Below are 13,399 nucleotides of genomic sequence, written 5' to 3'. Positions count from 1 at the left end.
ATTGTAATAGCTTGATAGAAGCTATTCCTTTTTAGCTTTCGTAATAATTTGATTGACGGAGGTATCCAGAGCTGCCCATGTTTTTTGAAGATCATTTAAAAACGCCAATCCTTCAGGCGTAATAGAATAATATTTTCGGGGAGGACCTAAATCAGATTCCACCCATTTGTATGAAGCCAGGTTGCTGTTTTTAAGTCTATTTAATACGGGATATAAGGTTCCTTCTACAATTAACATTTGAGCAGTTTTTAGCTCTTCTATCAAATCAGTGGCATAGACTTCTCCTCGAGAGATGATATGTAATATGCAGAATTCCAATATCCCTTTCCGCATCTGGGTTTGGGTGTTTGAAGCTTTCATGTTTTTTTATTAAAAGAAATGTTTTTGTTAAAGTCACTTTTTTGATAATTATAAATTTCAGTTAGAAAAATAATACCAACTTATTATTGACTAGTGGGTAATACCAAATTCCAATGTATTCTAAGGTGAATCTTATGTCAGTAATTGTGTTAAAATGCGTTATTTTTCGTTTTAAAAGCAGATTACAGTAGAATTAATTAATGTGGTAATTATTTCCTTTTTTTTTAATTTAAAAAGGCTCCTCAATAATTCCGAGGTGATAGTGATGGCATCGAACAGTTTATTGTTCGCAATTGGACAATCCCGAACAAAACCCTCCATAATTTTTCAATTTCAAAATATTTACAATGGTATTTTCTTTTTACTTTGCGAAAGAATTATTATTTAAACTCATGTTTAGTAGGGCAAATTTTTGTGTGTTGGTGGGGATTTTGCTGTCTGGAGCTGTAGGTGCACAGGGAATTGCTCCCAAATATTCCAACGAATTCATGAACATTGGAATTGGGGCCCGGGCTCTAGGAATGGCAGGGGCCCAGGTGTCTGCAGTGAACGATGTCACAGCTGCATATTGGAATCCTGCCGGCTTATTGGGTATCAAGCATGAACACGAATTCTCGTTAATGCATGCAGAATATTTTGCAGGAATTGCAAAATTTGATTTTGCAGGTTATTCCACAAATATTCAAGAAGACAATCAGATAGCTATTTCTCTTATTAGGTTTGGTGTAGATGATATTCCTGACACGAGGTTTTTATACGATGCCAATGGGGCATTGAATTATGATAATATACAGTTTTTTAATGCTGCTGATTATGCTTTGGTGCTGTCTTTTGCACGTGACATAAGCGATTATTTTAAAATGGGTGTTAATGCCAAGGTGATTCACCGGAATGTCGGAAAATTTGCCAAAGCTTGGGGGTTTGGATTAGATTTCGGCGCCATTTATATAGAAAATGGTTGGCGAATAGGATTGATGGCCAGAGACATTACCACCACCTTCAACGCTTGGTCTCACAATGCTGAACTGGTGAGGGAAATTTACGCTCAAACACAAAATGAAATACCTATCAATAGTATAGAGCTGACGCTGCCCAGAGCCACTTTAAGCCTATCTCGGAGTTTCGAGCTTACTAGCGAGGTTGATTTATTGACCGTGCTGGATTTGGATCTTACTTTTGATGGACAAAGAAATACCTTATATGGTAGCGATCTCTTTAATTTGTCGCCCAAGTTTGGTGTGGAGCTGGATTATCGGCAATCCGCTTTTTTTAGAGTTGGGGTTGGGAATATGCAATCCTTGAAAGATTTTGATGGCACTAAATATACTTCGGTCCAACCTGGGTTTGGGCTAGGATTCAGGGTAAGTGAAGCCGTTTTAGTAGACTATGCGCTTACCGATATTGGAAGTATATCAGAAACTCCCTATTCTCATGTTTTTAGCGTGAAAGTTTCTCTTAATCCCTTAAAGCCTGGTTTTAGGTTGTATGATGGCTTGTAGAAAAAACAAAACCAGGATATTCCGCACTGCCTTATTGCTGGCGTGTATGTTTGCGCATTTTTTTGTAAATGGGCAGTCTAGTCAATGGTTGAATTATGATCGTGATTATTATAAAATACCCACTTACGCTGATGGTGTTTACAGGTTGAGCTATACCACTCTTTCTGCCTCAGGGGTTTCCATGGAGGGTTTGGATCCTCGAGAAATTAAGGTTTTTCATAGGGGTGAGGAAGTAGCTGTGTATGTTAGTGGTCAGCAAGACGGTTCCTTTGATCAAAATGATTATTTGGAGTTTGTAGGCAAAAGGAATGATGGAACCTTGGATAAACTATTGTATGAGGATGAATCTTGGATGACAAACCCTCATTATAATACTTATAATGATACTACTGCTTATTTTCTTACCATCGCTCCTGGAGAAGTGGGGAAACGCATGGTCTTATCTTCGGCAGGAGAAGGAATGGACCAAGTAAACAACTATAGGTTAGAAGCCCTCCAGCAATTTTCAGAACAATATACCATGGGAAGGGAGTATTTTCCAGGTGTTCGATTGTCTAAATATGACCAGGGGCAGGGTTGGACTTCAACAATAATTTCTAGGGGACGAAGTAGAACTTTAATATTTGATAAACTTGGACAAGTAGTGAATGGAGATTCACCAGCCGAGTTATCCCTTAGTTTGGTTGGTCGGTCTGAAAGTTCTCACAAGGCCTCTGTTTCCATAGGGCCTACAGCAAACAGCTTGAGAGAAATAGGGCAATTTACTTTTGAAGATTATGAAAATCTAGTGGTGACAGAAGCGCTTCAATTAACTGATTTTTCTGAAACCGGTGATTTTTTTATTAAAATAACTGCTATGGGAGTGGACAATGGTCTTGATAACCTTTCTGTTAACTATGCCCAAGTAAATTATAGTTCAGCGAATTTTTCGGGAGAATTTGAAACGAAGACCTTTGAATTTAAGGATGGAGATAAAGAATTAGTTATAAAAGAGGCAGATGAGGATTATAATGCCTTCAATATTACAGATATTAATAATCCTATAAGGTTAGAAATTAGACAGTTAGGCAATGAATTAAGAATTCCAACTGGCGCTGGGCCAAGTAAGGTTTTTGTCCAAAATCAAAAAAATATAATCGAATTAAATGTTTTAAAAAAGCTAAGGTTTAGAGATTTGCTCAATCAACAAGCCAACTTTATTATTGTATCCCATGAAATCTTAAGAAAGCCAGCGGACAATTATGGAGATCCGGTAGGCGCATATGCCTCCTATAGGGCTACGCCTTTAGGGGGAGGTTTTGACACACTTACTGTCAATGTTCAGGATTTATATGATCAGTTCTCCTTTGGAGAAAAGTCTCCCTTAGGAATTAGGCGCTTCTTGGAAAGCTATCAAAAAAAATATGTCCCTGAAAACCTTCTGTTGATTGGAAGGGCTTATGGGATGATTAATACAAGAAGGTCCTCAGGTATCACCTATTATTATAGGAATAATCCTGCTGTTTTCACATTTCAAGAACTCGTTCCAACTTTTGGGTTTCCTTACTCTGACAATCGTTTTGTGATAGGTTTGGACTCCTCCGAACCTCTGGAGAGAAAAATAAGCGTAGGCCGGATACCTGCCAGGACTCCCAATGATGTTGCCGCCTACCTGGATAAAATAAAGGAAAAAGATGCACTTGGCGTTTCTGAAACATGGCAAAAAAACCTGATGCACCTAAGTGGTGGGAGGTCAGCTTTTGAGCTAGAGCGGTTTTATAATTTTCTTAATGGTTTTAAAGTGACCGCAGAGGATGTTTATTTAGGAGGAAATGTCGAGACCATTAGAAAAAGGTCAAATGAAACCACAGAATTGATTAATATTTCAGAACAGGTAAATGATGGGGTCAGTCTTGTGACTTTTTTCGGGCATGCAGCCCCTTCTACCACTGATATAGACATTGGTTTTGCGAGTGTCAGTGAGATGGGGTATAGGAATAAAGGTAAATATCCAGTTTTACTTCTAAATGGATGCGATGCAGGAAATGCATTTGGCGATGCTTATACCTTTGGTGAGGATTGGATCATTACCCCAGATCGTGGGGCTTCTAACTTTTTGGCACATGCAGATATAGGCATAGATGTTTATTTGAGAAGGTTTAGCGAATCTTTTTACAATACTGCATTTGCGGATTCAAGTATGATTTACCAGAATTTGGGTAAAGTTAAGCTTAAAGCAGAAAAATTGTTCTACTCCAGGTATGGCTCTTCGGAAGTTAACCAATCACATGCCAACCAAATAATTATGTTGGGGGATCCTGCCGCTAGAATTTTCCCGGCAAATAAGGCTGACTATGCCATTTACGCAGAGGAAGTAGAATTGGGCGGTGTCAATGATCAAGTCCTGAATTCGCTCTCTGACACTTTGCAATTGACCATCCCAATTAGAAATTTAGGTATTGTTGATTTGGGAGAAGTGGGCATTGATGTCAGGCGTCAATTGCCTGACGGCTCAGTCATAACCCTACCAGTAAGTGCTATTGAGCCTATATTTAGGCTGGATACTTTGTTTCTTGCCATCCCTAATTCTGGTATAAATTCATTTGGAGACAATGTGTTTACTATTACTGTGAATAAAAGTCGGGAGATTGAAGAAATGACTTATGCCAATAACACTGTTTCCGTAACGTTTTTTGTTCCATTGAGTGGAACCCTAAACTTATTTCCGATAGATTTTGGTATCGTAAATGAGACCAATTTAGAATTAATTGCTCAAATCCCTGGTTTGGCTACTGAACAAAGGAATTTAGTAATTCAGTTAGATACTGCCTCCGACTTTTCCAGTCCCAAGAGACAAGAAGTCAGAATAACGACTAATAACTTGGCCCGGTGGGAAGTGAACTTATTCGAAGGTATTCCTAAAGTAGATTCACTAACTTATTACTGGCGCACAAAATTTTCAGCGCCTAGAGAAGGGGAAGATGTTTCATGGAAGGAAAGCAGTTTTTCTTATATTGAGGAAGGTCCTGAAGGGTGGACACAAAGGAAATTACCGCAGTTTTTGGACAATCAACTTTACAATGTGAATATCTCTTTGTCTGATCAAAATTGGAAGTTTCAAGAGACAGCTCTAAATATCGATATTTTTACCTTTGGATCAGAAAATGATGGATACAGTGTGGAGAATACACAAATTATGCTCGATGGGGTGGCTTATATTTTAGACACTTTTAATCGTTTTTGCCCTAATGGTACGCTTGGCTTAATGGCTTTTGATCACCGGACTTTGGAGCCCTATTTACCTGTTCCTTTGGTTACCATTGATGTGTTAGATTCTCGATCTTGTGGAAGGGTGCCACAAGTTATTCAAAGTATTTCCAATGTAAACATTACGGGAGAGGGGAGAACGATGCTTCTCGATTTTGTGGATGGCATGAAAGAGGATGATTACGTCGTTATTTTTTCTGTTGGACGCGTGACTTTTTCAGATTGGCCAGATGAAGCCTATATAAAGTTAAAGGAGTTAGGTGCAAACGAAGCAACTTTGAGGAATTTAGAAACGGGTGATCCCTATATACTTTTTGGAAGAAAAGGGATGAAAGCAGGAGAGGCGATTGAGGTTGTACCCACAATTGATAATGATATATCACGAGATGCTCAGGTAATTTCCTTTGAGACAGATATTCAAGGTTACTTCCCTACAGGTAGCATTTTATCCCCAAAAGTAGGGCCAGCGTCTGATTGGGTAAGTTTTTTTAATGAGGTGAAAAGTAAAGACTTGTTTGAGCCTTCACTAAGTGCTATGGATGTGGTAGGGGTGACTCCAGATGGTGGAGAAGTGCCTTTGCTGCAAGATGTCGATGTCGAAACTGTAGACCTTTCTAGCTTTGATGCCTCAAGCTATCCCTTCCTAAGGTTACGCTATTCCTTGGAAGACTTACCTGACAAAAGATTGCCCCAGTTGTCTAAATGGCAGGTGGCCTATACCGGAGTTGCTGAAGGTGTATTGATATTAAAAGATCAACGGAAAGAAGTGATTTTAAATGAAGGGGAGCAGGATCAGTTGGCATTTGAATTTATCAATATTTCTAAACATGATTTCTTTGATTCCATACAGGTAGATTACTCTTTTTATAATATTGATCAGCGAAAGATAACCCGGGAGACGACTAAAATACCCGCTGTGAGAGCTGGTGAGTCATCGGTTTTCACGATTGATTTTGATTCAAAAGGTAAGTCAGGAGATAATTCATTGAACGTATTTGTCAATCCTAGAATATTAACAGAGCAAATTTATACGAATAATGTAATGGATTTGCCCAAGTTTTTTAAGGTGAAAGGAGACGATTTAAACCCTGTTTTGGATGTGAACTTTGATGGGAAATATATAATGAATGGAGACATAGTATCTCCAACAGTCATTATTTCTACTAAAGTAAAGGATGAGAACAAAATTGCTTTAAAACAGGATACTTTGGGGATGGAATTAATGCTCCGAGAGCCTTGTGAAGGCTGCGATTTTGAGAAAGTAAGTTTTAGCAATGCTAGGGTTAAATGGTTTGAAGCAACGGAGACTTCAGATTTCACCATAGAATTTCAGCCTGGTCCATTAGCTGATGGTGTTTATACATTGAGAATTAATGCCAGCGATGGAGCAGGAAATAGTGCGGGTACAGTCCCTTATGAGGTTAGTTTCGAAGTAATTAATGAAAGTCAGATTACTAATTTTTATCCCTATCCAAATCCCTTTAGCAGTAGTGTGAGGTTCGTATTCACCCTTACTGGAGCAGAGATTCCTGATGAAATTAAGGTTCAAATTATGACCATAACAGGCAAAGTGGTGAAAGAAATTTTTCAAGACGAACTTGGCCCAATTACTATAGGAAACAATATTACAGACTATGCATGGGATGGAAAAGACGAGTTTGGGGATCAATTGGCCAATGGTGTCTATATATATAGGGTTCTGGTTAGGAGAAATGGCCAATTCATGGAGCATAGAAATACTTCAGCAGACAAAGCCTTTAAGAAGGGCTATGGCAAAATGTATTTACTTCGCTGATTGATCTAGATAAAAGATCACCATGCTATTTTCCGTAATCGAACTGATCTGTGGGGTATTGTTTAGTTCTATTTTAAGACTGTCTGTATGAAAAAGAACTATAACTGCAGAACCTTTTAATAGGGAGGTAATGTTTTTTTGGTATTCTGCTTTTTTTTCTTTTTCATTAAGTGGATAATTCTTCCCTTCGATGAATTGGTTTTCGGGTGCTATTTGGAAAACATCCATCGTTGAAAATGATAGCATAATTCTCTCAGGCGAGTCAGTGGTAATCTGTTGATGCTGAGTTCCCAATATTTCTTCTATTGATTTTTTTTCACTACTCCTATCAAATTCTTTCGCCAAGAAAAGAGAAGAAACATCATTTCTTTGCCAAATCATATAGTGACCTACCAAGGTATGGAAAGTAATGAGTGATGCAATTATTAAAATCGCATTTCTTCTATGGTTCTGAATCAGGTACATCCAGAAAGCCATGGAAAGTACTAAAAGGTGAGGGAATAAGGTTCTAAAGTTAATTTCCTTGTAGCCAATGAATTGCTGAAAACTGATGAAAAACAAGCTGTAAACAAGGCTAATTAAAAGAAGCTTGAAAATAGGTTTGTCATAGTTTTCCCGATATTTTGTTAGGTAAAATGATTGTAAAACAATGCTTAAACAGCCAAGGGAAAAGGCGAACGGTAATGGTAAACGTTCGGTAACAAGATCCGAAAGAATGATTCCAATATTCACCTGAAACCAAGAAGATATGTTTTCATAAAGAAGAACCATAGGAGATACTTGATCAGGGAGAAGAATTACTTGGTGGGATAGGTGTAGGTCTAAAATGTTTTCAGGGAAGATCCACTTGTAGGTAAGCCATGAAATAATTATTGACCCGATAACATAAATCCACCACTTTTCTTTGCTTATAAATACCCATAGGGTTAGCAGCGGAATTAGAAACAATGTGTTTAGTTTAACCCAAACCATTAATGCAGAAAGGCCGCAGAGGAATAAAAAGTGCCTTTTGCTTTTTTCTTTTTTCCAAACAAAAAGATATACCCAAAGCAAAAACATAATGTAAAAATGGCTGTCAGCATGCGCACTTCCCAAAATCCTAAAGGACCACCAAGAAAATAGGCTGATTCCAAAAACCAGCATATAACTAGTACTATTCTGTTCGGATTTATTGGAGATTTTTATAATCAGGTAAAATGCTAAAAAAAACACAAGTACACTTGATGCTATTATTCTATCGAAAATAGAAATAAGAGTAAAGGGAAATATTGAGAGGATAAAGCCGTAAAAAGGGGATAATGTTGTTAAATCAGCACCCTTTCCTTGGATCATATTAAAGTAACCAATGGTGTCCTGAGTTATATAAGGTCCATATTTCCAGAAGTCGAGAATACCACCCAATAAAATAGCTGAAAAAAGGAATAATATAGGGTAAATTGTACTTTTGGATTGATTTTTTTCCGCATTTGGATCTATTTCACACATAATTATTTTTTTGATGAAATGAGGTTTTGTGAAATTTCATGAAGTACATTAATTTGGGTTAATCCATATTTCCATTGTGATGAATGCGAATACCATTGGGGACATTTGATTTTTAATCATTGCTTCTAAATTCGTTTATCAATTCCCGTTAAAGTTATTAATATTAATCAGGTGGAAAAAAATAGATTTTATAACACCAGCTAATGACCAATTTTGTGCCGCGTATAAGGATGATGATTTTGGAGCGCATTTCAGCATCGGTTGTTAGGTGATTATAGGTTATTTCATTTATTTTAAAAGCCTTGTGTTTTGGGCAAGTATTCTACGCATCTTTTTCCTACTAATTGCCATATATTTTTGTAGTTTTAGGAGGCCTTTTGAGAACAAAAGCACTTTTCTACATTGTAATTTGAAATGCCCAATCAATTAAGAAACAAAAAAATGGAAAATAATCGAAGAAATGTAATCAAAACTTTGGGATTGGGATCTTTGGCTGCCATCCACCCTGTTTCTACTTTCGCTGCACCTAAAAAGAAAGGTAAGTTTACTTATTGTTTGAATACTAGTACTATTAGAGGCCAGGACCCTGGAATAGTCAAGTACATAGAAATAGCGGCAGAAGCTGGATATGATGGGATTGAGATTTGGATTCAGGATTTGAAAAAATACCTATCTGAAGGGAATAGCACTGCGGCTTTATCTTCTATTATTAAGGACAGTGGTCTCAAGGTTGAAAATGCCATAGGTTTTGCCCCTTGGATGGCGGCAGATGAAGAAAAAAGCAAGCAAGGCTTTCTGCAAATGGAAGAAGAAATGAATTTGTTATCAGCCATTGGTTGTCATCGGGTTGCTGCACCTGGTTTTGGAGCTGAAGCACCTGTAGATTTGGTATTGGCAGGGAATAAATACAAGGATTTGTTGGATTTAGGTCGTAAAACAGGAGTGATGCCTCAGTTGGAATTTTGGGGTGCGTTTAAGCCTTTCTATCATTTAGGGCAGATACTTATGGTGGCTGCTGTAGCCAATGACCCTGATGTCCGTTTGCTTCCAGATATATACCATCTATTCAGAGGAGGTTCAGGATTTAACGGACTAAAATTAATTAATGGCAAATCCATAGAGATTTTTCATATGAATGATTTTTTAGGAGACATTCCAAGGGAAGAACAGGAAGACAAAGACCGGATTTACCCTGGTGATGGAATAGGTCCATTGGTTGAGGTTGTCAAAGACCTTAAAGAGATGGGAGGAGATAAAGTATTGTCATTAGAGCTTTTCAACCGGGAATATTGGAAAGAAGAGCCACTACATGTAGCCAAAACTGGCCTGGCTAAAATGAAAGCGATAGTCAAAGCAGCTTCGTGAATTTCACATTGATTTATAATTAAAAAGGCAGCTTATTTTTAAGCTGCCTTTTTAATTATCGTTTTTAAATGGTTTATATGATTCTTTTAGGGTAAGTTTTTGCTTGATTTACCATCTCTAAGGAAGAGATTTAATTCTTTAATAGCTTATCTGTTTCAAGTCAAATATGTTTAACCATATTTTATACCTTTCAATTGCCTCTAGAAGATCTGGTTGACCTCGTAGTAGAAGTATTTCCCGAACTTCTTGTAGTACTTCTTGGGGTACTTCTTGTTTGAGTCCGACTGCTACTTGAATTAACCCTTGAATTGGATCTTTGTGGTGCGCTTTTAACCCTATTCGTGCTCCTTGTTGTAGGAGTCACTTTTCGGGTATTAGCATTACTACGGCTAGGTGTACTTTTTATAACCTTCCTTTGTGTAGGCGTACTTTGTCTCGTCTCCCTTTTTTGAGTATTTACCCCGCTGTTTCTCTGAGAAGGTACTGGTGTAGCCATTCTATTTTGTTGATAATTTGGAGTAACGGTACGTTGTTCATTTCTTGAAGGAGCAGTCGTTGGCCTCCTCTGTATGACACCGCTATTCGGGCTGGCATTACTATTTCTACTTCTGGAGTTAGTATTGCCAATATTACTATTTGACCTACTGTTCGTTGAAGGTGAAACGCTTCTCTGTGGCGTGTTGTTCCTTTCGGTGTTAGCATTTACAGCACTTCGAGCTGAACGTGTTGAAGGCGTATTGCTATTTCTCAAGGCTTCAGACCGTACGTTCGAACTTCTTGGAGAAACTACCGTTGATGACCTGCTATTCGAAGGCCTAGCCGATGCCGCTCGGGTTTTGCTATACTCTTTAGCGTTCACGTATTTGTTAGGTCTAACACTAGCCCCATTTCTCGAAGAGGATCTTGTAGAGACTTGAGGCCTGTAGACATTAATACTATTTCTGCCCAAGGAAGTTCTTCCAGGCCTTCTGCCTTGTCTCACCTCGAAAACTGGGACATTACCTCTTGTTACCTGTTGCAATTCGGAACGACTAGGTCCAGAAATGTACCTGTTATTATTATGCACAAAGGTATTATTAATAATTGTGGTTTGATTATAAATCACATTAACATTCCTTCCGTGCATATAGTACCTGTTGATCCTTCTACTCAATAACCTACGTCTTGGCACAAATACCCAATGCGAATGGTTATAATAGCCTGCGGTGCTATAGAAATAAGTTTGAGGCCCAAGTGGCATCCAGCCATAGTAACCTCTACCTGATCTCCAATTGACCCAAGCAGGTCCCCAATCATAGCCTGGAATCCATGCCCATCCGTAAAAGTCACTGAAAAACCACCTTCCATAATGAAATGGTGCCCAACCCCAATCATATTGAGATACCCAAGTATTGCCATAAGTAGACATTACCCAATGTCCATTTGTCCGGTAGGGCTGAAAAGATTGGTCTACATATGGGGCCCAAATAAATCCATAATTCGGGTCTTCTATCCAATCCCCATAGGGACTTAACTCATCATAAAATACTTGAAATGAAACAGAAATAGGATTAGCATCAACATTCTGCTTACTGCCTACAATGAACATCAACAAACCTAGGGTTAGGAATTTGAATGAAACTGAAAATGGTGTCCGGTTACTTTTTGAATTTTTCATGGCACATCATTATTTGTGATAACTATACATTGGCAATAAGTGTTCCAAGTTTTTAATTATCAAGATCATGATAGGCTTTGAAGCCAAATGAAAAAGGTAATACTCCCAATTAAAAATGTTTTCTGAGCCTAGATTGGGATATTTTATCGAATATAATCGTTAATTAGCCTTTAAAGCATCTATTTTTTTTGCAATGACTTCAGCTTCAGCCATTAGACTGTCTGAGAGCTTCCGGTCGTGATGGGAGGCTTTATGTGCTTTTTCCATACAGGATTTATATTCTTCCTGAAGTTTTTCAATCGGTGATTTCTTTTTAAATAGGCCAAACATATCTTTTTATTTATCTAACCTTCTACACACTGATTTGTTTTTTATTTAATTAAAATCTTGAAAAAGGTCACTGGCTTCCGGAGCTTCCTCAGCTAAAATCTCATCATTTTCAAATTTTAAAATGTCTTCAAGGTTACCTGAACGCGTGTAATATTTCCAAGATCCTTCTTTTTTACCTTCTTCCATATTGCCCTCAGAGGCAAGTCTACCATTGTCATGGTAATATTTCCATGTGCCATCAGGTTTTCCAGACTTATAGTTACCCTCAGATTCCTTTGCCCCATTGACATAATAAGTAATTCTAGTCCCATTTCCATCCGAAAGGGTACCAGAGTTTAATGTTTTGGTTCCATCAAAACTGTTGTAATTACTTACATTTAATAGTCGGCCAAAATCCCAGGTCTCCTCTTGAGTTAGTTGCTTGTTGTCATAAAAAAGACCCCACATGCCATCTTCCTGACCAAGTAAATAACTCCCCACTGATTTCAATTGACCTCCATCATAGTAATAAAACCATTGACCTTGTTCATTGCCGAGTTGGTAGCTTCCTTCAGCTATCAGTATTCCAATTTTGTTGAAATATTTCCACAGGCCTGATTTCAAATCATTTTTATATTCTCCTAACGAATAAATATTGCCCTCAGGGTAATAGCTTTTCCAGACTCCAGATCTAAAGCCATTTTCGTACTGCCCTCTCACAGAAGGTTTTCCATTGACATGGTTTTCAATGTAATCTCCTACTGGGACACCCAAATCATAAGTTACCTGTTTGGAAACAGATTTATCTGTGAAAAACTCTTCCCATTTTCCAACAGGAATATCGTTCTCGTAGCGCTCAATTCTCGCCATCCTTCTGTTCTCGTAATAATAATTCCAAGTGCCAGATTTATGACCTGATTCATCGTAGAGTTTTTCCGATTCTGTTATATTTGAGTCAGGGAAATAGCTCACCCATTTGCCTACTCTTCTGCCAGAACTGTATTCACCTGTTTCCTGAATTCGTCCTGAAGGAGAAAATCTATTAAACTCCCCGTCAGGCTGGTTATCAGAATAATTGGCATCTACGATTAATTGTCCAAAGGGATCGTATTCTTTATAGGAGCCTTCTTTTAAACCTTCTCTGTAATTTATTACTACCGCAGTTTCTCCATTATCATAATAAAACATCCATTTTCCAGATTTTTTACCATCCAAATAATTCCCTTCAGTTTTTACTTGTTTAGGGTTTGCATAACCCGAATTACTTTGATTGCCGTAATATTCTTTATAAGGGCCTACTAGTACACTGTCTTGGTAGACCGCATTTTTTATTAAGGCACCACCAAGATCATATTCTAAAAAGGACCCATTTCTTTTGTTGTCTTTATAATCAGCGACTATGTGTTTTTGTTTGTTGGAGAAATAAATAATCCATTGCCCGTCCTTTAAGCCATTTTTAAAATTGCCCTGCTGGATTAAGCTATTGGTTTTAGGATTTATAAACTTCCATAACCCATCCATTTTACTGTTGAGCATTACACCATTGCCCATCAGGGTGGAATCGTTGTTGTACAGGTTCACCACTTGGCCTTGTCCAAAAGAAGAAGACACGTAAAAAATCACCAAAAGCCAGGAAAATGTATATTTCATGAGTATTTTATCAATTTTATAAAGTCATACGGA

At 37.8% G+C, this 13,399-nt stretch carries 8 protein-coding genes; 3 read left to right on the top strand and 5 right to left on the bottom strand.

Annotated elements, in window-relative coordinates; all coding sequences use genetic code 11:
• Positions 1-21: 21 nt before the first annotated feature.
• Positions 22-360, bottom strand: coding sequence for a PadR family transcriptional regulator (locus tag AAC073_RS07945; RefSeq protein ID WP_339923320.1), 339 nt, complete (start codon positions 358-360; stop codon positions 22-24).
• A 392-nt stretch (positions 361-752) separates the two neighbouring features.
• Here AAC073_RS07945 and AAC073_RS07940 point away from each other — a divergent pair, with 392 nt between their 5' ends.
• The gene (locus AAC073_RS07940; RefSeq protein ID WP_339923319.1) at positions 753-1,859 is read left to right on the top strand and encodes a PorV/PorQ family protein; all 1,107 of its coding nucleotides are present in this window, start codon (positions 753-755) and stop codon (positions 1,857-1,859) included.
• Between the two features lie 46 nt (positions 1,860-1,905).
• Positions 1,906-6,900 (top strand): C25 family cysteine peptidase, encoded by a 4,995-nt coding sequence (locus tag AAC073_RS07935; RefSeq protein WP_339923318.1) that lies wholly within the window; start codon positions 1,906-1,908, stop codon positions 6,898-6,900.
• On the opposite strand, the gene AAC073_RS07930 is transcribed toward AAC073_RS07935, so the two are convergent.
• A complete protein-coding gene (locus tag AAC073_RS07930; protein WP_339923317.1) occupies positions 6,889-8,385 on the bottom strand; it encodes a hypothetical protein in 1,497 nt (498 codons plus the stop codon). The genes AAC073_RS07935 and AAC073_RS07930 overlap by 12 nt on opposite strands.
• Positions 8,386-8,826: 441 nt before the next feature.
• Here AAC073_RS07930 and AAC073_RS07925 point away from each other — a divergent pair, with 441 nt between their 5' ends.
• Complete coding sequence (locus tag AAC073_RS07925) at positions 8,827-9,750, top strand: sugar phosphate isomerase/epimerase (protein ID WP_339923316.1); 924 nt, start codon at positions 8,827-8,829, stop codon at positions 9,748-9,750.
• A 190-nt stretch (positions 9,751-9,940) separates the two neighbouring features.
• On the opposite strand, the gene AAC073_RS07920 is transcribed toward AAC073_RS07925, so the two are convergent.
• The 3 genes from AAC073_RS07920 to AAC073_RS07910 form a co-directional block, all read right to left on the bottom strand.
• The gene (locus AAC073_RS07920; RefSeq protein ID WP_339923315.1) at positions 9,941-11,407 is read right to left on the bottom strand and encodes a DUF6600 domain-containing protein; all 1,467 of its coding nucleotides are present in this window, start codon (positions 11,405-11,407) and stop codon (positions 9,941-9,943) included.
• A gap of 159 nt (positions 11,408-11,566) precedes the next feature.
• Positions 11,567-11,737 (bottom strand): Lacal_2735 family protein, encoded by a 171-nt coding sequence (locus tag AAC073_RS07915; RefSeq protein ID WP_339923314.1) that lies wholly within the window; start codon positions 11,735-11,737, stop codon positions 11,567-11,569.
• Positions 11,738-11,782: 45 nt separating this feature from the next.
• Positions 11,783-13,366 carry a hypothetical protein gene (locus tag AAC073_RS07910; RefSeq protein ID WP_339923313.1) on the bottom strand — a complete coding sequence of 528 codons (1,584 nt, stop codon included), beginning with the start codon at positions 13,364-13,366 and terminating at the stop codon, positions 11,783-11,785.
• Positions 13,367-13,399 lie beyond the last annotated feature (33 nt).

Origin of the sequence: uncultured Cyclobacterium sp. (genome assembly GCF_963977555.1) — a bacterium.
Lineage (GTDB): Bacteria > Bacteroidota > Bacteroidia > Cytophagales > Cyclobacteriaceae > Cyclobacterium.
This window is presented reverse-complemented; position numbering and strand designations above follow the sequence as displayed.

Coding starts and splice junctions, on each gene's coding strand:
- AAC073_RS07945 (WP_339923320.1), bottom strand. CDS start 360: ATGAAAGCTTCAAACACCCAAACCCAGATGCGGAAAGGGATATTGGAA.
- AAC073_RS07930 (WP_339923317.1), bottom strand. CDS start 8,385: ATGTGTGAAATAGATCCAAATGCGGAAAAAAATCAATCCAAAAGTACA.
- AAC073_RS07910 (WP_339923313.1), bottom strand. CDS start 13,366: ATGAAATATACATTTTCCTGGCTTTTGGTGATTTTTTACGTGTCTTCT.
- AAC073_RS07915 (WP_339923314.1), bottom strand. CDS start 11,737: ATGTTTGGCCTATTTAAAAAGAAATCACCGATTGAAAAACTTCAGGAA.
- AAC073_RS07925 (WP_339923316.1), top strand. CDS start 8,827: ATGGAAAATAATCGAAGAAATGTAATCAAAACTTTGGGATTGGGATCT.
- AAC073_RS07920 (WP_339923315.1), bottom strand. CDS start 11,407: ATGAAAAATTCAAAAAGTAACCGGACACCATTTTCAGTTTCATTCAAA.
- AAC073_RS07940 (WP_339923319.1), top strand. CDS start 753: ATGTTTAGTAGGGCAAATTTTTGTGTGTTGGTGGGGATTTTGCTGTCT.
- AAC073_RS07935 (WP_339923318.1), top strand. CDS start 1,906: ATGTTTGCGCATTTTTTTGTAAATGGGCAGTCTAGTCAATGGTTGAAT.